Genomic DNA, 19845 nt, shown 5'->3' with positions numbered 1-19845 from the left:
AGAACGACAAGAACGACGAGAGCGACGAGAGGACGACCGGCTCAGCGCCGGGCGACGCCCTCGGCGCGGGCGGCGGCGGCCACGGCCGCGGCCACCGCGGGGGCGACCCGCTCGTCGAAGGGCGAGGGGATCACCCGGTCGGCCGACAGATCGCCGTCGACGACCGCGGCGAGCGCCTCGGCGGCGGCGATCTTCATGCCCTCGGTGATGCGGGAGGCCCGCACCTGGAACGCGCCGGAGAAGATGCCGGGGAAGGCGAGCACGTTGTTGATCTGGTTGGGGTAGTCGCTGCGGCCGGTGGCCACGACGGCGGCGTACCGGTGCGCCACCTCGGGGTGGATCTCCGGCGTCGGGTTCGCCATGGCGAAGATGAAGCACCCCTTGGCCATACCCGCGACGGCCTCCTCGCGGACGTTGCCGCCGGAGACGCCGATGAAGACGTCGGCGCCCTGCAGGGCCTCCTCCAGCGAGCCGGTGAGGCCGGTCCTGTTGGTGTACGAGGCCAGCTCCCGCTTGGCGGAGTTGAGGTCGTCGCGCCCGGCGTGCACCACGCCCTTGCGGTCGGTGACGGCGACGTCGCCGATGCCCGCCTCGACCAGGATCTTGGCGATCGCGACACCCGCGGCACCGGCGCCGGAGATCACCGCGCGCAGTTCACCGAGCGTACGGCCGGTCAGCCGGACGGCGTTGCGCAGCGCGGCGAGGGTGACCACGGCCGTGCCGTGCTGGTCGTCGTGGAACACCGGGATGTCCAGGCGCTCCTGGAGCTTGCGCTCGATCTCGAAGCAGCGGGGTGCGGAGATGTCCTCCAGGTTCACCCCTCCGAAGGACGGCGCGAGGCGCACGACGGTCTCGACGATCTCGTCCACGTCGGTGGTGGCCAGTGCGATGGGCACCGCGTCGACTCCGCCGAACTGCTTGAAGAGGATCGCCTTGCCCTCCATCACCGGGAGCGAGGCCTCGGGGCCGATGTCGCCCAGGCCCAGCACCGCCGTGCCGTCGGTGACGACGGCGACCACCTGGGACTTCCACGTGTAGTCGTACACCAGCTCGGGCTTCTCGGCGATGGCCGTGCACACGCGCGCGACGCCCGGGGTGTACGCGAGCGACAGATCGTCGGCGTTGCGCACCGGGACGGTCGCGGACACCTCCATCTTGCCTCCGCGGTGCAGCGCGAAGGCCGGGTCCACCGGGCTCTCGGGGCCTTCACTGCCCGCGCTGTCACCGGATTCACTGCCGTTGGTGCGAGGATTCAGAATCTCCGCTGCCACTATCGACCCCTTTGTCCGAATTGTCTATGAGGGTACTACCCCCTGCGACAGGGGATAGGTGGGCTGGCTTCCGCGCCCGGGCGCGCAGTGGTCCCGGGCAGCCCGGACGCCGGGCGCGCCGCACGCACGCCGGGGCCCCAGGTGAGGGGTAAGGGTCTGTTGTACCGGAAGACGGTTTCCGCCGACGAGCCAACTCCGCCGTTCCGCGGTGTCGCACATCGGAGAGTTCCTCCGGAACGCGACAAGTCGTCCGAATAGCGGGACGGGAAGGTGATCCGCACAACGCCGCGGCGCGACCTCACCGCGGTCCGGCCTTGGTGTACCGGCCCGGAGAGGCCCAGGGGATCGCCCGTTATGCGATTTTGACACAACCGGACACCTATGAAGACATGCCCGGATGGCAAGATGCGGGGATCACACGCTGTAGCGATAACCGAATACATGTACCCGGATGATCGGCTACTCCAGGACTCCCGCAGGAGGAACCAGCAATGACCGCACCCACCCCCCGTCGCTCGACCGTCACGAGCCGCCTCGCCGCGGTCGGAGCGATCGCGGTCGCCGGTGCCCTCGTGCTCACCGGCTGCGGCGACCAGACGGACAAGGGCACCTCCGCGTCGCCCTCCGCCGGCGCCCCCAAGGCACCGCTGTTCGACAAGCTGCCTGAGTCGGTGAAGTCCGCCGGTGTGATCAAGGTCGGCTCCGACATCGCGTACGCGCCCGTGGAGTTCGTCGACGGCGGCAAGACCGTCGGCATGGACCCCGACCTGGCCGACGCCCTCGGCAAGCAGCTCGGCGTGAAGTTCGAGTTCAACAACGGCACCTTCGACACCCTGCTCACCGGTCTGCGCGGCAAGCGCTACGACGTGGTGATGTCCGCGATGAGCGACACCAAGAACCGCCAGGACGGCGTGGACTCCGCCACCGGCAAGAAGGTCGGCGAGGGTGTCGACTTCGTCGACTACTTCACGGCCGGCTCCTCGATCATCGTGAAGAAGGGCAACCCGGAGGGCATCAAGTCGCTCGCCGACCTGTGCGGCAAGAACGTCGCCGTGCAGCGCGGCACCACCTCGCAGGACCTGCTCAAGGCGCAGAAGTGCGACAAGCCGATGGCGATCCAGCCCTTCGACACCGACGCGGACGCGCAGACCCGCCTCAAGGCCGGCGGCGTGGTCGCCGACGTCTCCGACTTCCCCGTGGCGGCCTACGCGGTGAAGACCTCGGGCGGCGGCCAGAACTTCGAGCTCGCGGGCGAGCAGGTCGAGGCCGGCCCGTACGGCATCGCCGTGTCGAAGTCCAACACCCAGCTGCGCGACGCCCTCCAGGCCGCGCTGGACGCCATCATCAAGGACGGCTCCTACACCAAGGTGATGGACAAGTGGGGCGTCGGCGACGGCGCCGTCACCGAGGCCAAGGTCAACGGCGGCTCCTGAGTCACGGCCGCAGGAGGCACTCCCCATGTCTGACATGTCAGAACCGAACGACGAGGAGAAGGCGGTCCCGGCCGGCACACCGGCCGGGCCCCCCGTCACCGTGACCTCCCACCCCGAGGCCATCAAGGCGATCCCCGTGCGGCACTACGGCCGGTGGGTCGCCGCCGTGGTGGTGCTCGCGGTGCTGGGCCTGCTCGTCAACGCGTTCGCCAACGCGAACATCAACTACGCGGCCATCCCGGACTTCCTGTTCGACTCGGCCGTCCTCAAGGGCCTGCGCAACACCGTGATCATCACGGTCGTCGCCATGCTCGTCGGCCTGCTGCTGGGCATCGTCCTCGCCGTGATGCGCCTGTCGAAGAACCCGGTCACCTCCTCGGTGGCCTGGGGCTACATCTGGTTCTTCCGCGGCACCCCGGTCTACGTCCAGCTGCTGATCTGGTTCAACCTGGCGCTGATCTTCCCGGTCGTCAATCTCGGCTTCTACAAGGACGAGATGAACCAGTTCATGACCCCGTTCATGGCCGCTCTGCTGGGCCTGGGGCTGAACGAGGCCGCGTACATGTCGGAGATCGTGCGGGCGGGCATCCAGTCCGTCGACGAGGGCCAGACCGAGGCGTCCCACGCGCTCGGCATGACCCAAAGCCAGAACCTGCGCCGCGTGGTGCTGCCGCAGGCGATGCGGGTGATCGTGCCGCCGACCGGCAACGAGTTCATCAACATGCTGAAGACCTCGTCGCTGGCGGCACAGGCCGCGCAGTACGCGGAACTGCTGCGCTCCACCACCGACATCGGCAACACCACCGGCGCCACGGTCGAGATGCTCTTCCTCGCCGCGGTCTGGTACCTGGTGCTCACCTCGGTGTTCTCCGTCGGCCAGTACTACCTGGAGCGCCGCTACGCGCGGGGCACGACACGCAACCTGCCGCCCACCCCGTGGCAGCGGATCAAGCAGAACCTGGGCTCCGTCCGCCGCAGCCCGGTAGCGGGAGGTGCCTGATGACCGACTTCAGCGAGGGCACCGGCGGCCGTCCCATGGTCAAGGCCGAGGCGGTGCACAAGTACTTCGGCCCGGCCCACATCCTCAAGGGCATCGACCTGGAGGTCGCGCCCCGTGAGGTCTTCTGCCTGATCGGCCCGTCCGGCTCGGGCAAGTCCACCTTCCTGCGCTGCATCAACCACCTGGAGCAGATCAGCGCGGGACGGCTGTCGGTCGACGGCGAACTCGTCGGCTACCGGCAGAAGGGCGACAAGCTCTACGAGCTCAAGGACCGCGAGGTCGCCGCCAAGCGCCGCGACATCGGGATGGTCTTCCAGCGCTTCAACCTCTTCCCGCACATGACCGCGATGGAGAACATCATCGAGGCACCGGTGCGCGTGAAGAAGGAGTCCAAGGCCGTCGCCCGCGAGCGGGCCGAGCGGCTGCTGGACCGGGTCGGTCTCGGCGACAAGGCGGGAAGCTATCCCTCGCAGCTGTCCGGCGGACAGCAGCAGCGCGTGGCGATCGCCCGCGCGCTGGCGATGGAGCCGAAGCTGATGCTCTTCGACGAGCCGACCTCCGCGCTCGACCCGGAGCTGGTCGGCGACGTCCTGGACGTCATGCGCGGGCTCGCCGAGGACGGCATGACGATGATCGTCGTGACGCACGAGATGGGCTTCGCCCGCGAGGTCGGCGACGCGCTGGTCTTCATGGACGACGGTGTGGTGGTCGAGTCCGGCCACCCCCGCGACGTGCTGACCAACCCGCGGCACGACCGCACCAAGGCGTTCCTTTCCAAGGTGCTCTGACCGGAGCACCCGGGCACGGGAACAACGACGACGAGGGACGGCGCCCGGCGGCGCCGTCCCTCGTCCTTTCCCGGACGTCCGGGTCAGCGCAGCCCGAGGACGATCGCGTCCGTCGCCGAACGCCACACCTCGCGCGCCTCGGCGAAGCCCGCCTCGCGCAGCGCCGCGACGTGCCAGGAGGGCGGCAGCTCGTCGCCGTCCGCGTGGGAGCCGTAGATCGCGTAGCGCTCCTCGGTGGGGCCGGCGAGCAGCGGGTCGGCCTTGGCGGTGGCCCACCACTGCTCCCAGTCCAGAGCGCCCTCGGTCCTCTCGCGGTCGCGGCGGGCGTGGTCGAGGGCGCGGACGGCGGCGTTGATCCGCGGGGTGGAGGCGTCGGGCATGTGGTCGGCGTTCATCAGCACGCCGCCCTCGCGCAGCAGCCCGGCGAGGGTGCCGTACAGGGCGCGCAGCGGCTCCGGCTTGAGCCAGTGCAGGGCGGTGGCGGTGAGGACGGCGTCGTATTGGCCGTGCGGCAGCCGGGCCGGCCATTGCGGGTCGCGCAGGTCCGCGGTGACGAACTCGACGCGCTGTTCGCCGGCGAAGTGGCCGCGGGCGACGGTGAGCAGCGCCGGGTCGAGGTCGACACCGGTGGACGTCGCCCCGGGGAAGCGGCGCAGCAGGCGGTCGGAGATACTGCCGGTGCCGCACGCGAGGTCCAGCACCCGGGGCTCGGGGCCGGCCAGGGCCCCGACCATGTCGAGCATGACCCGGAAACGCTCCTCGCGGTCCGGGAGGTACCACTCCTGCTGCCGGTCCCAGCTGTCCTGCCAGGCCTGCCAGTCAGCCGGCGCGGTGGTTTCGGACATACGGATCCCCTCCAGATGTAATACCCTGACAGCCAGATCAGCCATTACCGACCTTAGAGCGCGGGCGTAAGGACTACAAGTGGAACTGGCCCATTACTCAGATCTCGCCTCGCGCCTGGTGAACAGCGAGGAACCCGAGCGCGGCATCGACACCCTGACGTCGGTGGACGCCGTGAGGACCCTGTTCGGCCCGTCCAGCCTGGCGGCGGCCCGGGTCACCGAGGCCGATGTGCAGCGGCTGCGCGGCGTGCGCACCCGGCTGCGGGGGGTCTTCGAAGCCGCCTCCGAGGGCGACGAGGTGCGGGCCGTGGACCTGCTGAACTCACTGCTGCTGGAGTTCCCGGTCAGCCCGCAGATCTCCGGGCACGAGCACCTGGACGAGAGCGGCCGGCCCGACTGGCACATGCACCTGGCCGAGCACGCGGCCACCGCGACCGCCTCCTACGCCGCGACCGCCTGCATGGGCCTGGCGTTCCAGCTCACCGACCTGGGGGTGGACCGGCTCGGCATCTGCCAGGCCGCCTCCTGCCGCAACGCCTACATCGACACCTCGACCAACCACTCGCGCCGCTACTGCTCCGACCGCTGCGCCACCCGGGCCAACGTCGCGGCCTACCGCGCCCGCAAGCGTCTGGAGAACGACCGGTCCGCCCTCAGCGGCCGCACCGACGACGCCACCCAGCCCGCCACACCGGCCACCGAGCGCTGAACCTCGATCGGCGGCCGGAACCGGCCGAGCCCCCGGGCGAGCACCAGCTCGTCCGGGACGGTGCCGAACTCCCGGCTGTCGTTCTCCACGAAGGTGTTGTCGCCCAGCACCCACCAGCCGCCTTCGCGCCGCTCCACGGCGCGTTTGACGATGAGCAGGTCCTGCTGCAGCGGATGGCGCAGCACCACGACTTCGCCCTCGCGGACCTCGTCGGCGCCCGCGACGTGGCGCACGAGCAACCAGTCGCCGTGGACCAGTGTCGGCGCCATCGACGGACCTGTGACCTCGACCAGCTGGAACGGCACTCTCCTCCTCTGCCCAGCCCCCGGCTCCCGCATGCTCCGCCTCCTCGTCCCGTCCTCCACCAGCCCAGGGTGTCACCAGACTTTTGTCCTAAGCACCAAGGGGCCCCGAGAAAACCACCCGGACAGGGAGTAATCTCGCTCGTGGAAAGACGATCACGAGGAAGGACAGTCATGCTCGCTCGCCTGTTCGCGCCCAAGGTGAAGGTCAGCGCCCACTGCGACCTGCCCTGCGGCGTTTACGACCCGGCCCAGGCCCGCATCGAGGCGCAGTCCGTCAAGGCGGTCCAGGAGAAGTACCAGGCCAACGAGGACCCGCACTTCCGCGCGCGCGCCATCGTCATCAAGGAGCAGCGTGCGGAGCTCGTCAAGCACCACCTCTCGGTGCTGTGGAGCGACTACTTCAAGGCCCCGCACTTCGAGAAGTACCCCCAGCTGCACCAGCTCTTCAACGACGCGCTGAAGGCCGGCAGCGCCGCCAAGGCGTCGACCGACCCGGCGACGGGCCAGAAGCTGCTGGACCTGATCGACCAGATCGACGCCATCTTCCAGGAGACGAAGAAGGCCTGACCTGGCAACGGCAGGTGCGCGCCCGGCCGCTTCGGCGGCCGGGCGCTCGGCGTTCCCGGCACCACACGCCGTCAGGCGCGGGCTCCCCGGGGCGGGTTCACCCGCGGTCGCGGACGCCCGGCGGCGGCACCGGGGAAGGGGTGCCGCGCACTCGGCGCAGGAATGCCAGCTCGTCCAGGACGCACAGGACGGTCATGGGCAGCAGCGGCTCGGGGGCCGGCGGCCGGCGGCGCGCCCCGGCGAGACGTCGGACCAGGCGGGTGGCGCGCGGCAGGACGCCGCGGCCCGGCCGGAACGGGCGCGAACTCCGCCGCCCACGGAAGACCGCCCGCATCTAGGACGCCGCCGGTCTGGAACGCAGCCAGCAGATCACGGCGTTGACCGTCGGAAAGTCCAGTTCGGCGATGCGGGCGACGGCCCAGGCGTCGTCGCCGCGCATGCGGACCCCGGCGGCGTCCAGCGCGCAGTGCAGCATGACCTGGTGGGCCTGGGTGGCGGGCAGGGTCTGTCCCGGCCGGATGTGCTGCCGCAGCGACGAGGAGATCGGCAGCGGCGGCGTCGGTCGTTCCACGGTCATGCGCGGATCCCCTCGAAGTAGTCGGACAGGGCGCCGGTGAGTTCCGGCCTGCTGTGCCATTCCCGGTGGCCGACGAGTTCGTCGTAGACCCGGGACCAGAAGGCCGCGACCACCGCGTGGTCGGCGCGGTCGGCCACCAGACCGGTGGGCGGGGCCAGTCCGCCCGCGTGCGCCCGGTCGGTGAAGACGAGCGTGACGAGGGGGGCACGCTCGCTCTCCTGACCTGCGTCCGCGGGTGTCGCGTCGCGCAGGACGGCCCTGCTCAGAGCGTCCGCGGCGACCCCGGCGGCGGGTGCCGGCCCCGTGCTCCAGCCCATCAGCCGGCGGCTGTGGGCCTCCAGGACGACCACGCACAGCACGTCGCCCTGCCGGGTCGGCAGCGAGACGGCGTCGGTCACCCACAGCCGTCCGGGAACGCCGGACCTGCCCTGCAGACCGGCCCGGCGCATGAGCAGTTCCACCGTGCCGTGGCTGACCGAGACCCCGTGCCGCAGCAGCAGTTCCTCGTGGACACGGCGGTACCCGAAGGTGCCGCGGGAGGCGGTGTGGATCGAGGTGATGAGGTCGGTGAGCCATGCGTGGCGCAGGGAGCGGGCCGAGGGAGTGCGGTTGCGCCAGGTGAAGTAGCCCGACTCGGAGGTGCCGAGCACGCGGGTGGCGGTGCGGACCGGCAGCCCCTCCCCCGCCATCATGTGCACGGCCTCGAAACGCCTTTTGGGGACACCACATCGCGCAGCAGTTCCGTCGCGCGCCGGTGCACGGCCAGTTCGGTCTCCAGCTCGCTGATGCGCCTGCGCGCCGCGCTGAGCTCGGCGCCGGTCGTCGGCTGCCGGCGCTTCCTGCCCAGGTGCGGCAGGTGGGTGCGCCGCCACTGGTAGACCGTCTGGTCGCTGAGGTCGAGTACGTCGGCGACCTTCCGCACGGGCTCACCGGCGGTCAGCAGATCGAGGGCCTTGCGGCGCAGCTCGGGCGGGTAACGGCGACTGGGCACTTCTTTTCCTCCGGGGGGAGCCGGTTCGGGGTGTGCCCCGGACCGGGGCCCGCCCTGGGGGTAAGGGGGTGTGTGCGGGCGGGCCCCGGTCCGGGAGTCGGGAGTTCGGGAGTTCGGGAAACGTTTCAGCTGACGTGGCGGCGCATGCTGACGGTGGGCTGGAAGTCGCTCAGCGGGCTGACGCCGCGTCCGGCCGGCACGGCGTCCGCCGCGCGTCCGAGGATCGCCCTCACCTCCGCGGCCAGGGCGTCGGCCCGGCGTTCCACCACGTCGGCGGAGTCGTCGCAGCGCTCCAGCGCGGCCAGCCGGCGGCGCACGTCGGCGAGCCGGGCGCGGTCGGCCCGGCCCAGTACGAGCGGGCGCGGGGTCGCGACGATGAACTGGTAGGCGCCGGCGAAGGTCTGGCAGCCGGCGCAGTGCTCGTTGACGGCGCGGCTGATGTTCGTGGCGGTGATCCGCCGGATGTCCACCCCGGACGTGGTGACGATCTGGAAGGACAGGGCGACCGACCGGCACGGACGGTCGAGCGAGCAGCCGACGGAGGCGGCGACCGCCCGGTTGTGCGCGGCGGCGGCGACCAGCGGACCGTACTCGTGGAGGGAGAACGAGTCGTCGTACTGGACCCGGTGGGCGCGGTTGGCCAGCGTGTGGGCCTCGTCCACGGCGGCGGCGACATCGCGGGGGACGGCCGACCGCGGTGCCACGATCGCGCCGGCCGGGGCCGCGGTGGCGAGGGCGGCCAGTCCTGCGGTGGCCAGCATGACCGGCCCGACGGCCTTGCGGCCGAACGTGCCGGTGCGGGGCTTTCGGTGCGTCACGTGCTTCTCCTGTACGGGTGTGCGGAAGGGGAGGGTGCGACAGGTGGCTGGAACCGGCCGCGCGTCACGAGGGGAAGGGCGCGGGGCTGCTGAACGTGAACGGCGGGGTGGACGGCGGCACCGACGGCGTCTGCGACTCCGAGGGCGAGGCGCTGGGCGAGCCCTCGGACGGACTGGGCCCGGCCGTGGCGGAGGTCCAGCTGCCGCTGGGGGTCGGGCCGCTGCGGGTGGGCCGCGGCGTGGCGGAGGTCCTGACGGCCGAGGGGGAGGCGCTGGGCGTCGGCGGAGCGGAGGAGGAGGCGCTCGGCGACGGTGACGCGGACGGCTCGGCCGTCAGGGGCACGGTGCTCGCCGCCGGGGGCGGCGAGGGCGGGGTCGTGCTGGGCAGCGGCGAGGGGGCGACCGTGCGCAGCGGCCGGATCTCCGGCACCCCGGGCTGCAGGATCGGCGCGATCGGCGGCTGCGGCGGCAGCGGCTTGGGGGTCACACCGCCCAGCCACGCGCCGCACAGCGCGGCGCCTCCCGCCAGGACGGCCCCGGCCAGGGCCAGCCGCAGCCGCAGGTTGCCCTCGGTGGCGCGGACCACGGCGCGGACCAGCCGCCCGCCCAGGCGGACCGACAGATAGGCCGCGCCGGCCAGCGGGCAGATCAGCATGAGGCTGCCGAGGATGCCGACCAGGCCCGCGGCGATCTCGCCGTCGGCGAAGGCGAACCAGGTGCCGGCCAGTTGCTCGGCCAGCGACCGCAGGCTGGTGGCCAGCAGGCGCGGCAGGTTCCACAGCACGTAGCCGAGTTCGGCCAGCAGCAGCGGCACCATGGTGACGACCCACGCGGTGACGATGACCCGGGCGGAGCGCTTGAGGTCGGCGACGTCCGGGTGCACCGGGCGGCCCGGCCGCATGCTGAGCAGGATGGGCTTGATCTTGCCGAAGAGGTCGGGGACCCCGGCCAGGTCGCCGAGGATGTAGTAGCCGTCGAGCCGCACGGCCGGCATCAACTGCTCGACGATCTCGAAGTGCGCGAGGTAGATCGCGCCGAGGAAGAAGGACTGCCCGGTCGCGAAGTACCCGCCGGCCAGGGCGAGTATGAAGACGACGTTGAAGTAGACGCCGCCCAGGTCGGTGCGCATGCGCCCGGCCCGGCCGATCCGGTAGACGTCGGTGACGTCGGTGTACATGGACGGCCAGATCAGGAAGAGCCCGCAGCCGATGGCACCGGGCCGTGCTCCGCTGTAGCGGCACGCCGAGGCGTGCCCGAACTCGTGGAAGACCAGGGAGGCCACCGTCAGCGCGAACACCACCAGCATCAGCACCGGCTGTTCCAGCACTTCGAGCACCGGTGTCATCGCACCGTGCACCAGGAACAGCCAGAGCTCCATGACCGCCGCCGCGCCGAGCACCAGCGCGACCACCGGTGGGCGGTGCAGCCAGGCCAGGGCGCTCGCGATCCGGGCGACCTGGCGCTCGCGCAGGACCACCCGGTGGCCCTTGAGGACCAGCAGCAGGTCTGCGGTCGGGCCGCTGACCTTGTCGTCCTCCTGGTCGAACGGCACGGTGACACCGAGCGGCTGGAGCTTGTGCTCGATCAGGTAGTGGATGTTGTCCGCGCTGACCTCGCGGCCGAACCGGCCGCTCACCCGGTGCGAGACGGCCTCGGTGTCCCGGCGGCCGTCGATGGCGCCGGCGACCAGGTAGAGCAGCCTGCTCAGCTGCACGACCTGCCCGTCTCCCCGGCGGACCAGGTAGCGGGGCTCGGTGAAGCCCGATCCCTGGTACTCGCCCAGGAGTTGGAGTCCCGCGCCGAGGCGCGGAACCGGAAAGCCGGTGTCGTACGCGGGTGCGCTCTGCTCCGCCTCGTACACCGCCGTTCCCGTGGGGCCGGGACTGCCCGCCCTGTGACTGTGGGGCACCGTCTGCTCTTCCTCCCGAGGCGGACCGCACCGCGCCGGGCGCGGTCCGCACGGATCCGGGGTGTCGTTACTGGCGGATGCTGATCGCCTGGGTGGCCTCGGACTGGGCGACCGCGAACGGCGAGTCGACGTTCACGGCGAGCGAGTCGTTGTGGGCCTCGACGTGCGCCACGTGCTTGGTCACGTGCGTGGTCTTGACGAAGCTGAACTTCAGCTTGCCCAGGGCCTCCCGGCCGGGCAGCAGCTCCGCGGACTCGGCGTCGAGCTGGTCGTTGTTCATGAACGGGTACCTCTCTCGGATGATGTGGAGCCGGCGGCCGCGGACTACTGGCAGATGCTGATGGCCTGGGTGGCCTGCGACTGCGCGACGGCGTACGGGGAGTCGACGTTGACGCCGAGCGACTGGTTGTGGGCGTCGACGTGCGCGACGTGCTTGGTCACGTGCGTCGTCTTGACGAAGCTGAACTTGAGCTTGCCCAGGGCCTCGCGGCCGGGCAGCAGCTCCGCGGACTCGGTGTCCAGCTCTCGCATGTCGAGCATGGGGGTTCCTTCGGACGAGGGGTGCGGGCAGGGAGCGGATCCCAGAATCCGTCCATCCACACCGGACGAACTGTCTGACGGCGTTGGACAGTAGCCGTGCACCCCACCCCCGGCAAGCGTCGCCACCGGTTCCGACGGTGCGTCAACTGCGCTTCCTGACACGGGAAACAACTGGTGGGAGGCCCCTGCATGGCCGGCCGGCCGCACACCCCCGGCCGCGCCGTTATCACCCGAACGGGTCAATCCGCCCGCTTCCCGAACTGAGGAAGTGCGCACGGAAGCGGCGAAGTCCGGCGAAACGGTGGCTATCCTCTCGATCTCCGAGGCGCACGAGCCGACCGAGCCTCCGGTGAGAGGGGTGCACGTGCTTTTCGTTCAAGGGGCGTCCGCGACCGCAGTCGTCCGCCACCGGACGGGAGAGTCCGTCGTCCTGCTTTCCGGCGAACTCCCCGCCGTGCTGACCCCGTCGAGCCTGAACGAACTGCTGAATCTGGCGGCGGCCGTTCTGGGCCCGGAGGAGATGGCGCTGTTCCGCAGCTGCCTGACCGCGCTGCGCTGCGGGGAGAAACTGCAGGAACGTCGCATCGAGGTCAGCGGCGCGGTCCTCACCGTCCACAGCAGCTGAAATACATCTCGAGGAATTTGGCAGACGGAATTTCCGGGGCATTTACAAAAACACCCCGCACGACCGACATGCCGAATACCGGTCACCCTGGAGTGTGTTTCCCGGGACCGTTCCCGGAAAGCCCTTCCAGCAGCCGACGGCAAAGCTCACAGGCGGTTTTCCCGCTCGTCAACGCCCCCCTCGCCAGGTCGTCCGATCGGCCTCCAGGACATCCGTCGCCGAATGAATTCCGCGCGGTCGCCGAGTAACGTCTGGCGGGCCATCCGGCAATTCATCCACTGTGAGGAGAAAACCGATGAGAAAACTCGCTCGGGCCGCTGCGACGACCGCTCTGGCAGCCGTCGCGGTGATCGTGCCGCTCACCGGCACGGCCCAGGCCGCGCCCTCGCACGCCGTGACCGGCGGCTGGGACGAGGGCGGCTACGGCCGGGGCGGCTTCGACCGGGGCCACCACGGAGGCCGGTGCGGGGAGCACCGGGGCGGTGTCCGGCTGTGGACCTACTACCGCTGGAGCAACCACTGGGGTCACGGCCGGGGCTGGGACGACCGCGGGGGTGATCGGTTCGGCTTCGGACGCGATCGCTTCGAGTTCGGACGCGACGGGAGGGACTGCGGCTGCAGCTACGCGTTCCGTGGCGGGCGCTTCTGATCCCGCCGGCTCATGAGGCGGGCCCCCGGGGGGCGCATTCCCCCGGGGGCCCGCCCCTGTCCGCCATGATGCGGGATCAGCTGCTGTAGACGGTGAGGACCGCGCCGCTGACCTCGATGCGACGTTCCTGCAGTTTCTCCCCGCAGCGCAGCGCGGTCAGGCAGCTGCGGAACAGCGCCATCTCCTCCGGGCCCAGAACGGCCGCCGCCAGATTCAGCAGTTCGTTCAGGCTCGACGGGGTCAGCACGGCGGGGAGTTCGCCGGAAAGCAGGACGACGGACTCTCCCGTCCGGTGGCGGACGACTGCGGTCGCGGACGCCCCTTGAACGAAAAGCACGTGCACCCCTCTCACCGGAGGCTCCGGGGGTCCACCACTCGTCCCGGGACTGGAGAGAATATCCCCGCTCCCCCCGCCCTTTGTCCCTTCTTGGGTTACTTCACCACCACACACCACGGCAGAACCGGCATGGGCATGCCGCTCCGGAGAGGATGCCCCGGTCAGCGGCCCCCGGCAATGGCCAAATCAGCACCCTGCTGCATCAGACCGTCCGGGCCATCGGCAGTACCTGTCCGTCCACCAACCGCGTCCCCATCTTCCCGCTCCCGCAGCGGCTGTGACGGGACGTCAGCCCGAGGACTCCGGGGCGGCCTCAGGGCCGGCACCGGGCGCGGGTCGGGACTCCGGCCCGGGCGCGCTGCGCAGCAGGGACTCCACAAGAGCGGCGACGTGCCGGCGATCGGCCTCGGACAGCCGCTGGACACTGGCGATCAGGGTGGCGACCTCGGGGTCGGGGGCGGCGCCGCCCTCACCGCCGGCCGCCGCGCCGTCCGCGAAGTACAGGTGGATCCCGCAGGCCTCGGCGGCGGCTCTGCGCACGGCGTCCAGCGGGAGTTCCAGGCCCCGGGCCAGTCCGTCCAAGGTGGACTGCTGGGGCATCCTGGTGACCCGCGCGCTGGTGGCCAGGTGGTGCACGGTCGACCGCGGCACACCTCCCCGGCGTGCCACCTCGCCGTACGACCAGCCCCGCTGCTCCAGCCGGCGCCTGATCAGTTCCTGCAGTGCGTTCACCACGGGATGGATTCTTCCTGCTAGCACGTCGGTTGACCCGTCCGAGTGAGATCGAGTCTATATCCGCCACCGCGGTTCGCCGCGGCTGCGGCCGCCCTCACCTGCACCTTCACCCTTCCATGCGGCGCCGTCCGGACCCAAATGCCGCGAAATGCTTGCCGCGCGACGTTCCAGCCACTAGCGTCCAACGTGACCAGACGGGCCGTCCAATACTTCTGGACAGCGCAGCGCGGACCACCGTCCGCCCCGTCCGTCCGGGCCGGCCCTCCTTCCGACGGCGGTCCGTGTCCCGGAATCCTGACAGTGATTCCACGCGCCCCGGGGCGATTCTCCGCAGCATCACGAAAACTGCACTCCGGCCGCGTCGTCCGCACCTTCAACGCTCCCGCGATGCGGCACGTCACGCCCGGCACCCGCCGCATCCGGACGGAATCTAGAGGTGATCATCCCCAGCGAAACCCAGATGCCCAAAACTGGCCGCTTTTGCTCCATCCGATCAAGTGATTCAACGTCATGGGCATTGCTCACAGCACATGCCGACAGCAGACTTTCGGTGTTTTGCCGACACCTCGCGCCGGTCCCTCGCGCTCACGCTGATCACTTGCGGCAGATCCGGGAGAGGTATGTGCGACGAATTGTGCGGGCCCGCCCTCGCGGCCTGGCTCGCCCAGGGAACCGGTGGGACGGCGTGCCGGCTGCGCGCGTGGGAGCGCGCCAGGAACCGGGTGCTGCTGCTGCCCGCCGGCGTGCGCTGGGACGCGGTGCGCGTCCCCGAGCGACCCGGCCACGAGATCCACGCCCGGCTGCAGGACAGCGCGGCGCCCCTGGGGCCGGTCATGTGGGACCGCCGCTGCGGCTTCCTCTACTTCCTTGTGCCGCCCCACGGCGAGGACGTATGGGCCCCGTTGGGGCTGCGCCGTCTCACCCGCGGGTCGTGGCTGGCCGCACGGGACCCCCGCCGGGCCGCCCCGCACCCGGCGGTGTGGCTCTACCCCAGGGACGGCGTCCGGCTGACCTGCCCGGCGTTCCTCCTCATCGCCTGCATGGAGGTGCTCGCCGCGGACACCGGCGCCCGGCGGCGGCTGCCGGTGCCCCTCCGCTGACCGCCGCGGTCAGCTCCTGACGGCCCGCAGCGTACGCACGATGCGCCGCACCGCCGGGTGGCGGCGCAGCGCCTCGGCGCGGACCGGCGCCCCGCCCGGGAGCCGCAGGCTGGTCAGCCGGCGGCGCTTGAAGTACCGCGCGGGGCCCGCCTGATGGCCGGTGAGCCAGGCCTCCGCGTCCGGGCGGAGTGCCGGATGGGCCCGCGCCTGCATGCAGTAGCCGACGGCTCGGATCAGCGGCGCGAGTCGTTCGGCGACCAACTCGCCGGTGAGCGCGGGAGGCTTGCCCACCACCTCCGTGTCGCGTTCCAGATCGGGCAGCGCGGCGTCGATCAGTGTGAGCGGCACGCGGTTGCTGTTCTCGTACGGGGTGATCCGTTCCAGCAGCAGTTCGGTGCCGACCCGGGCGACCGGGATGCCGTAGAAGGACGCGGCGGTGACCAGCGCCGTCGAGAAGCAGCCCACGACGAGCTCGGGGCGGTCCCGTTCGAAGAGGGTCTCGGCGAGCACCGGTGAGCCGAGGACGGTGAGTTCCGCCCCGAGCTCCGCGGCCGCCCGCTCCAGGGAGCGCGACTGGTGTACGGGGGCACTGGGGTGCGGTTTGAAGAGCACCGAGGTGTGGCCCGCGGCCACCGCACCGCGCAGTATGCGCGCGTGCAGCTCGTCCTCCTCCCGTTCGGAGATGAGGTCGAGCGCCGACAGGTACTGGCCGAGGAGCACCGCGGTGTAGCGGCCGGGCGCGGGCGGCGCGCCGGCGCCGATGCCGGAGAGCGTGCGCAGGAAGGTCTCGACGGGGATCGGCACCGCCTCGACGTCGTACTCGGAGAGCAGCAGGGGGCGCAGTCCCGGGAGCAGGTCGAGGTGGAGCAGGCGCGCCACGCGGCAGGCGATGCCGCCGGGCAGTCGGTCACGGGTGGGGCCGTAGCTCATCAGGCCGTCGGCGTACACGTGGATCGTGCTCTCGGCAAAGATCTCGGCCGCCGCGCGGGAGGGGTTGGCCTGCAGCGACTCGCAGGCGATCTCGACGGGGCCGTCCCCGAGGTCCCAGGCCAGGCGCAGCGCCCTTTCCCACACGGTGAGGTCCTGCTCGCGGGGGGACCAGCCGACCGGGTGGTGCGGGGCGATGGTCTCGTTCCAGGAGTGCACCGCGTCGAACTCCGGGCGCAGCTCCTCGAAACCGGCCATCCGGTCCAGGGGCGTGGTCAGTTCGGGGATGGCCGAGGTGTTGCTCACCACGAGGAGGCGGCGGTGCCCCTCGCGCGGGCCGAACAGCCCCGCCCGGACGGCCGCCGTGACGGTCGCCGCCGCGTACTGGGTCGCCGCGAAGAAGATCTGGATCATCTAGGACAATTCCTTCATGCCGGGCGCACGCCCGCCGCGCACCCGGCGCGGCGTCTGGTCCGGGGCGCAGCCGCTTCCTGCTCAGCATCACGGCCCGGCTCCCCCCGGACCAAGCCGGGCTGCCGGATATCACCGGACCGGGTGACCCCTGTACGGACGGCTTACGCGCACGTCACCCGTTTGCCCGCCCTCGTGGTCCGGGCCCGCTCCGCCGCCGGGGAGCACGGCCGGCGGGTACCGCCGGGTAGCGCCGGTGCCGCTTGGAAAAAATCCTCGGCCGACGTGTCGATCCGTGTGCCGCCCGTTCGACGCGTATGCAGAAGCGGGGCCGCGGCCCCCCGGAACAGCACGAGAACGACCGACACCGAGGAGTACGGCAATGCGTTTCATGTCCCTGATCCTGATCAACGAGGACAAGGTCCCGGCGGGCGGCCCGAGCGAGCGGCTGATGGAGGACATGGGCAAGCTCATCGAGGAGATGTCCGCGGCCGGCGTGCTGCTGGACACCGCCGGGCTGCGCCCGCCGGCCGAGGGCTTCCGGATGCACTGGGACCACGGCGAGCTCACCGTGACCGACGGGCCCTTCGCCGAGTCGAAGGAGTTCATCGGCGGCTACGCGATCGTCCAGGCGAAGTCGAAGGAGGAGGCGCTGGAGTGGACCAAGCGCTTCCTCCAGGTGCACGGCGACGAATGGGAGCTCACCTGCGAGGTTCGCCAGATGGAGGAGGCCCCGGAGCTCGCTTGAGGGCGGGGGCGCGCCGCTCCGCCGAACGGGTTGCGGCTGCCCGGGGCGGCTGCTCTGATGGGTGGCTGTGACCGGTACGGCTTCTGGCTCAGATGACGCCCGCCGAGCGATCGACGCGGTGTGGCGGATCGAGTCGGCCCGGGTGATCGCCGCTGTCGCGCGCATCGTGCGCGACATCGGCGTCGCCGAGGAGCTGGCCCAGGACGCCCTGGTGGCCGCCTTGGAGCAGTGGCCGCGGGACGGCGTCCCGGCCAACCCCGGCGCCTGGCTGACGGCCGCGGCCAAGCGCCGCGCGATCGACCTCGTCCGCCGCAAGGAGGTCTTCGCGCGCAAGCTGGAGGAGCTGGGGCACGCCCTGGAGGCGCGCCCGCCGGAGTCCGAGGCCGGCTTCGCGGCGGCCGAGGCGGCGGCGGACGACGACATCGAGGACGACCTGCTCCGGCTGGTCTTCACCGCCTGCCACCCGGTGGTGTCCACCGAGGCACGGGTGGCGCTCACCCTGCGGCTGCTGGGCGGGCTGACGACCGCCGAGATCGCGCGGGCCTTCCTGGTGCCCGAGGCGACCGTCGCACAGCGCATCGTGCGGGCGAAGCGGAACCTGGCGAAGGCGGAGGTGCCCTTCGAGCAGCCGCAGGGACCGGAGCGGGTCGAGCGGCTGTCCTCGGTGCTGGAGGTCATCTACCTGGTCTTCAACGAGGGGTACTCGGCGACCGCCGGGGACGACTGGATGCGCCCGGCGCTGTGCGAGGACGCGTTGCGCCTGGGAAGGCTGCTGGCGGGCCTGATGCCCAAGGAGCCCGAGGTTCACGGGCTGGTCGCGCTGATGGAGATCCAGGCCTCCCGCGCCGCCGCCAGGACGGGCCCGGACGGCGAGCCGGTGCTGCTGGTCGACCAGGACCGGCGGCGCTGGGACCGGCTGCTGATCCGCCGCGGTTTCGCCGCCCTGGCCCGCTCCGACGCGGCCGGCGGCCCGCCCGGGCCGTACGCGCTGCAGGCGGCCATCGCCGCCTGCCACGCCCGGGCGGCACGCGCGCAGGACACCGACTGGCGGCGTATCGCGGACCTGTACGGGGTCCTGGCGGCACGTGCACCGTCCCCGGTGGTGGAGCTGAACCGGGCGGTCGCGGTCACCATGGCGTACGGCCCGCAGGAAGGGCTGGCGGTCGTCGACCGGCTCACGGAGGAGCCCGCGCTGCGCGCGTACCACCTGCTGCCGAGCGTGCGGGGCGACCTGCTGGAGCGCCTGGGCCGGCACGACGAGGCGCGCGCGGAGTTCCTGCGTGCCGCGGAGCTCACGCGCAACGAACGGGAGCGCGCGCTGCTGCTGGGACGTGCCTCGTCGGCGGCTCAGCCCCGTGACGGGGAGTCCGGCGGCCGGACCTGAAAGCCGCCACGGCGCGGGGCGCGGAGCGCGTGCAGCATGATCACCATCAGCAGCGGGCACATCAGGGCGACGGCGAGGATGAACACCGCGGCGAAGGGCACGCCCGTACTCAGGGCGACCACCACGGCGACGGCGGCGAGGACGGCGGCCGGCGCCCAGTGGCGTCCGGTCCGCGGCAGTCCCGTCGTCCCCGGCATCCGTGGCGTCTGCTGCGTCTCCGGCGTTCCGGGCGTTCGCATCGCGGCCTCCCGCGTCAGCTCGCCGATGGCGTCCTTCCATCGTACGCGGGAGGCGGCCTCCCGCCCCCGGTGGCGGCCCTCGGGATGCGGGACGCGGGCGCGTCAACTCCCCCCTGACCGAGGGCGATTGAGAGGCGGGTGCCGCCGGGCGGCCGGACGGCGCGTGGCATCATCCTGCGGGGTACGCCCCGCGGCACGGCGGAACCGGGCCGGTGCGGGGGACGTCTCCACGCCCAGCATCCCCGACACCCGAGAGGGGCCCGGCATGACCGGCACGGCGAGCCGCTACCTCTATCTGACCCGCCACGCGGAGGCGCTGCCCGACGAGAGCGGCCTGACGGAGAACGGCTTCCGGCAGGCGGAACTCCTCGGCGCGCGCCTCAAGGGAACGCCGATCGCCGCCGTCCACCACGGCCCGCTCCCCCGGGCCGCGCAGACCGCCGCGCTCATCGGCGAGCGGCTGGGCGCCGCGGTGCCCGTGGAGGCGAACGAGCTGGCCGGCGACTACCCGCCCTATTTCCCGCAGGAATCCGAGCTGCCCCCCGACAGCGCGTACTACCTCTCCCGGTTCCTGGACCGCTTCGGCCCGGAGGACCGCGCGTGGGGACCGCAGCTGGCGCGGGAGGCACTGGCCCGGTTCACCGGGCCGCCCGCCGCGGGCAAGGCCACGCACGAGCTCGTGGTCACCCACAACTTCCTCATCGGCCGGCTGGTCTCGGCGGCACTCGACGCGCCGCCGTGGCGCTGGCTCGGCCTCAACCACGCCAACGCCGCCCTCACCGTCATCCGCTACACGCCGGGACGTCCGCATTCCGTCGTGCTCTACAACGACATGCGCCACCTTCCCGAGGAACTGCGCTGGACGGGTTTCCCCGCCGAGCTGCACTTCTGAGGCCGTCCGCGCGCGCCCCGCGGTGCCGGGGGGCGCGCCGACGGC

The 19845-nt window shown here is 71.7% G+C and carries 26 protein-coding genes; 11 read left to right on the top strand and 15 right to left on the bottom strand.

The genetic code is table 11. The features are described 5' to 3' along the window. Positions 1-41: 41 nt before the first annotated feature. Entirely contained in the window at positions 42-1271 is a 1230-nt protein-coding gene (locus tag ACIP98_RS19515) for an NADP-dependent malic enzyme (RefSeq protein ID WP_401977028.1), read from the bottom strand. Between the two features lie 491 nt (positions 1272-1762). Between ACIP98_RS19515 and ACIP98_RS19510 the strand changes: the two genes are divergently transcribed. Genes ACIP98_RS19510 through ACIP98_RS19500 form a run of 3 tightly spaced genes read left to right on the top strand, consistent with a single transcriptional unit; the run spans position 1763 to position 4492 of the window. Next, positions 1763-2704, top strand: coding sequence for an ABC transporter substrate-binding protein (locus ACIP98_RS19510; RefSeq protein WP_401977026.1), 942 nt, complete (start codon positions 1763-1765; stop codon positions 2702-2704). A 34-nt stretch (positions 2705-2738) separates the two neighbouring features. Further along, positions 2739-3704: an amino acid ABC transporter permease gene (locus ACIP98_RS19505; protein WP_401977140.1), complete on the top strand. Its 966-nt coding sequence runs from the start codon at positions 2739-2741 to the stop codon at positions 3702-3704. After that, positions 3704-4492: an amino acid ABC transporter ATP-binding protein gene (locus ACIP98_RS19500; RefSeq protein WP_319665727.1), complete on the top strand. Its 789-nt coding sequence runs from the start codon at positions 3704-3706 to the stop codon at positions 4490-4492. The genes ACIP98_RS19505 and ACIP98_RS19500 overlap by 1 nt, the downstream gene beginning before the upstream one ends. Before the next feature lie 83 nt (positions 4493-4575). Here the strand turns inward: ACIP98_RS19500 and ACIP98_RS19495 are convergent, their stop codons facing one another. Then, positions 4576-5337, bottom strand: coding sequence for a class I SAM-dependent methyltransferase (locus ACIP98_RS19495; RefSeq protein WP_401977025.1), 762 nt, complete (start codon positions 5335-5337; stop codon positions 4576-4578). Between the two features lie 79 nt (positions 5338-5416). Here ACIP98_RS19495 and ACIP98_RS19490 point away from each other — a divergent pair, with 79 nt between their 5' ends. Further along, on the top strand, positions 5417-6046 hold the full coding sequence (locus ACIP98_RS19490) for a CGNR zinc finger domain-containing protein (protein WP_319665725.1): 630 nt from the start codon (positions 5417-5419) through the stop codon (positions 6044-6046). Here ACIP98_RS19490 and sodX read toward each other — a convergent pair. After that, complete coding sequence (gene sodX / locus ACIP98_RS19485; protein ID WP_319665724.1) at positions 5950-6384, bottom strand: nickel-type superoxide dismutase maturation protease; 435 nt, start codon at positions 6382-6384, stop codon at positions 5950-5952. The two genes, ACIP98_RS19490 and sodX, sit on opposite strands and share 97 nt — an antisense overlap. 138 nt (positions 6385-6522) lie before the next feature. Between sodX and sodN the strand changes: the two genes are divergently transcribed. Continuing rightward, positions 6523-6918: a superoxide dismutase, Ni gene (gene sodN, locus ACIP98_RS19480; RefSeq protein ID WP_018563636.1), complete on the top strand. Its 396-nt coding sequence runs from the start codon at positions 6523-6525 to the stop codon at positions 6916-6918. Between the two features lie 97 nt (positions 6919-7015). Here sodN and ACIP98_RS19475 read toward each other — a convergent pair whose 3' ends face one another. The 8 genes from ACIP98_RS19475 to ACIP98_RS19440 form a co-directional block, all read right to left on the bottom strand. Continuing rightward, complete coding sequence (locus tag ACIP98_RS19475) at positions 7016-7252, bottom strand: hypothetical protein (RefSeq protein WP_401977023.1); 237 nt, start codon at positions 7250-7252, stop codon at positions 7016-7018. Then, positions 7253-7495 carry a hypothetical protein gene (locus ACIP98_RS19470; protein ID WP_319665723.1) on the bottom strand — a complete coding sequence of 81 codons (243 nt, stop codon included), beginning with the start codon at positions 7493-7495 and terminating at the stop codon, positions 7253-7255. Then, positions 7492-8187, bottom strand: a complete 696-nt coding sequence (locus ACIP98_RS19465) for an IS3 family transposase (RefSeq protein WP_401977138.1) — start codon at positions 8185-8187, stop codon at positions 7492-7494. The genes ACIP98_RS19470 and ACIP98_RS19465 overlap by 4 nt, the downstream gene beginning before the upstream one ends. After that, on the bottom strand, positions 8184-8486 hold the full coding sequence (locus tag ACIP98_RS19460; RefSeq protein WP_319665722.1) for a transposase: 303 nt from the start codon (positions 8484-8486) through the stop codon (positions 8184-8186). The genes ACIP98_RS19465 and ACIP98_RS19460 overlap by 4 nt, the downstream gene beginning before the upstream one ends. Before the next feature lie 125 nt (positions 8487-8611). Beyond that, positions 8612-9304, bottom strand: a complete 693-nt coding sequence (locus ACIP98_RS19455) for a hypothetical protein (RefSeq protein WP_319665721.1) — start codon at positions 9302-9304, stop codon at positions 8612-8614. Between the two features lie 64 nt (positions 9305-9368). Beyond that, positions 9369-11213 carry a hypothetical protein gene (locus ACIP98_RS19450; protein ID WP_401977021.1) on the bottom strand — a complete coding sequence of 615 codons (1845 nt, stop codon included), beginning with the start codon at positions 11211-11213 and terminating at the stop codon, positions 9369-9371. A 67-nt stretch (positions 11214-11280) separates the two neighbouring features. Next, complete coding sequence (locus ACIP98_RS19445; protein WP_319665719.1) at positions 11281-11493, bottom strand: hypothetical protein; 213 nt, start codon at positions 11491-11493, stop codon at positions 11281-11283. A 44-nt stretch (positions 11494-11537) separates the two neighbouring features. Next, positions 11538-11753 (bottom strand): hypothetical protein, encoded by a 216-nt coding sequence (locus ACIP98_RS19440; protein WP_319665718.1) that lies wholly within the window; start codon positions 11751-11753, stop codon positions 11538-11540. 268 nt (positions 11754-12021) lie between these two features. Here ACIP98_RS19440 and ACIP98_RS19435 point away from each other — a divergent pair, with 268 nt between their 5' ends. After that, positions 12022-12378, top strand: a complete 357-nt coding sequence (locus ACIP98_RS19435; protein ID WP_319665717.1) for a hypothetical protein — start codon at positions 12022-12024, stop codon at positions 12376-12378. A gap of 295 nt (positions 12379-12673) precedes the next feature. Beyond that, complete coding sequence (locus ACIP98_RS19430; RefSeq protein WP_319665716.1) at positions 12674-13027, top strand: hypothetical protein; 354 nt, start codon at positions 12674-12676, stop codon at positions 13025-13027. A 76-nt stretch (positions 13028-13103) separates the two neighbouring features. On the opposite strand, the gene ACIP98_RS19425 is transcribed toward ACIP98_RS19430, so the two are convergent. Both ACIP98_RS19425 and ACIP98_RS19420 read right to left on the bottom strand, forming a co-directional pair. Then, positions 13104-13364: a hypothetical protein gene (locus ACIP98_RS19425; RefSeq protein WP_319665715.1), complete on the bottom strand. Its 261-nt coding sequence runs from the start codon at positions 13362-13364 to the stop codon at positions 13104-13106. 288 nt (positions 13365-13652) lie between these two features. Beyond that, entirely contained in the window at positions 13653-14099 is a 447-nt protein-coding gene (locus ACIP98_RS19420; RefSeq protein ID WP_319665714.1) for a helix-turn-helix transcriptional regulator, read from the bottom strand. Between the two features lie 620 nt (positions 14100-14719). Between ACIP98_RS19420 and ACIP98_RS19415 the strand changes: the two genes are divergently transcribed. Continuing rightward, positions 14720-15199 (top strand): hypothetical protein, encoded by a 480-nt coding sequence (locus ACIP98_RS19415; protein ID WP_401977019.1) that lies wholly within the window; start codon positions 14720-14722, stop codon positions 15197-15199. Between the two features lie 9 nt (positions 15200-15208). Here the strand turns inward: ACIP98_RS19415 and ACIP98_RS19410 are convergent, their stop codons facing one another. Then, positions 15209-16540, bottom strand: coding sequence for a polysialyltransferase family glycosyltransferase (locus tag ACIP98_RS19410; protein ID WP_401977017.1), 1332 nt, complete (start codon positions 16538-16540; stop codon positions 15209-15211). A gap of 379 nt (positions 16541-16919) precedes the next feature. Between ACIP98_RS19410 and ACIP98_RS19405 the strand changes: the two genes are divergently transcribed. Both ACIP98_RS19405 and ACIP98_RS19400 read left to right on the top strand, forming a co-directional pair. Further along, positions 16920-17285 (top strand): YciI family protein, encoded by a 366-nt coding sequence (locus ACIP98_RS19405; protein ID WP_319665711.1) that lies wholly within the window; start codon positions 16920-16922, stop codon positions 17283-17285. A gap of 61 nt (positions 17286-17346) precedes the next feature. Further along, complete coding sequence (locus tag ACIP98_RS19400) at positions 17347-18669, top strand: sigma-70 family RNA polymerase sigma factor (RefSeq protein WP_319665710.1); 1323 nt, start codon at positions 17347-17349, stop codon at positions 18667-18669. Here the strand turns inward: ACIP98_RS19400 and ACIP98_RS19395 are convergent. After that, positions 18633-18908, bottom strand: coding sequence for a hypothetical protein (locus ACIP98_RS19395; RefSeq protein ID WP_401977015.1), 276 nt, complete (start codon positions 18906-18908; stop codon positions 18633-18635). The two genes, ACIP98_RS19400 and ACIP98_RS19395, sit on opposite strands and share 37 nt — an antisense overlap. Positions 18909-19173: 265 nt before the next feature. Here ACIP98_RS19395 and ACIP98_RS19390 point away from each other — a divergent pair, with 265 nt between their 5' ends. Continuing rightward, positions 19174-19800 carry a histidine phosphatase family protein gene (locus ACIP98_RS19390; RefSeq protein WP_319665708.1) on the top strand — a complete coding sequence of 209 codons (627 nt, stop codon included), beginning with the start codon at positions 19174-19176 and terminating at the stop codon, positions 19798-19800. Positions 19801-19845: the final 45 nt, after the last annotated feature.

Origin of the sequence: Streptomyces sp. NPDC088354, from assembly GCF_044753585.1 — a bacterium.
In the GTDB taxonomy this organism is placed as follows: Bacteria; Actinomycetota; Actinomycetes; order Streptomycetales; family Streptomycetaceae; genus Actinacidiphila.
The sequence above is the reverse complement of the archived record's forward strand: the minus strand, read 5'-3'. Positions and strand labels throughout refer to the sequence as shown.

Excerpts from the sequence above, each read along its gene's own strand:
- ACIP98_RS19510 (WP_401977026.1), top strand. The coding sequence starts at position 1,763 with ATGACCGCACCCACCCCCCGTCGCTCGACCGTCACGAGCCGCCTCGCC.
- ACIP98_RS19505 (WP_401977140.1), top strand. The coding sequence starts at position 2,739 with ATGTCAGAACCGAACGACGAGGAGAAGGCGGTCCCGGCCGGCACACCG.
- ACIP98_RS19500 (WP_319665727.1), top strand. The coding sequence starts at position 3,704 with ATGACCGACTTCAGCGAGGGCACCGGCGGCCGTCCCATGGTCAAGGCC.
- ACIP98_RS19495 (WP_401977025.1), bottom strand. The coding sequence starts at position 5,337 with ATGTCCGAAACCACCGCGCCGGCTGACTGGCAGGCCTGGCAGGACAGC.
- sodX (WP_319665724.1), bottom strand. The coding sequence starts at position 6,384 with ATGCGGGAGCCGGGGGCTGGGCAGAGGAGGAGAGTGCCGTTCCAGCTG.
- sodN (WP_018563636.1), top strand. The coding sequence starts at position 6,523 with ATGCTCGCTCGCCTGTTCGCGCCCAAGGTGAAGGTCAGCGCCCACTGC.
- ACIP98_RS19475 (WP_401977023.1), bottom strand. The coding sequence starts at position 7,252 with ATGCGGGCGGTCTTCCGTGGGCGGCGGAGTTCGCGCCCGTTCCGGCCG.
- ACIP98_RS19470 (WP_319665723.1), bottom strand. The coding sequence starts at position 7,495 with ATGACCGTGGAACGACCGACGCCGCCGCTGCCGATCTCCTCGTCGCTG.
- ACIP98_RS19465 (WP_401977138.1), bottom strand. The coding sequence starts at position 8,187 with ATGATGGCGGGGGAGGGGCTGCCGGTCCGCACCGCCACCCGCGTGCTC.
- ACIP98_RS19445 (WP_319665719.1), bottom strand. The coding sequence starts at position 11,493 with ATGAACAACGACCAGCTCGACGCCGAGTCCGCGGAGCTGCTGCCCGGC.
- ACIP98_RS19440 (WP_319665718.1), bottom strand. The coding sequence starts at position 11,753 with ATGCTCGACATGCGAGAGCTGGACACCGAGTCCGCGGAGCTGCTGCCC.
- ACIP98_RS19430 (WP_319665716.1), top strand. The coding sequence starts at position 12,674 with ATGAGAAAACTCGCTCGGGCCGCTGCGACGACCGCTCTGGCAGCCGTC.
- ACIP98_RS19415 (WP_401977019.1), top strand. The coding sequence starts at position 14,720 with ATGTGCGACGAATTGTGCGGGCCCGCCCTCGCGGCCTGGCTCGCCCAG.
- ACIP98_RS19410 (WP_401977017.1), bottom strand. The coding sequence starts at position 16,540 with ATGATCCAGATCTTCTTCGCGGCGACCCAGTACGCGGCGGCGACCGTC.
- ACIP98_RS19405 (WP_319665711.1), top strand. The coding sequence starts at position 16,920 with ATGCGTTTCATGTCCCTGATCCTGATCAACGAGGACAAGGTCCCGGCG.
- ACIP98_RS19395 (WP_401977015.1), bottom strand. The coding sequence starts at position 18,908 with ATGCGAACGCCCGGAACGCCGGAGACGCAGCAGACGCCACGGATGCCG.
- ACIP98_RS19390 (WP_319665708.1), top strand. The coding sequence starts at position 19,174 with ATGACCGGCACGGCGAGCCGCTACCTCTATCTGACCCGCCACGCGGAG.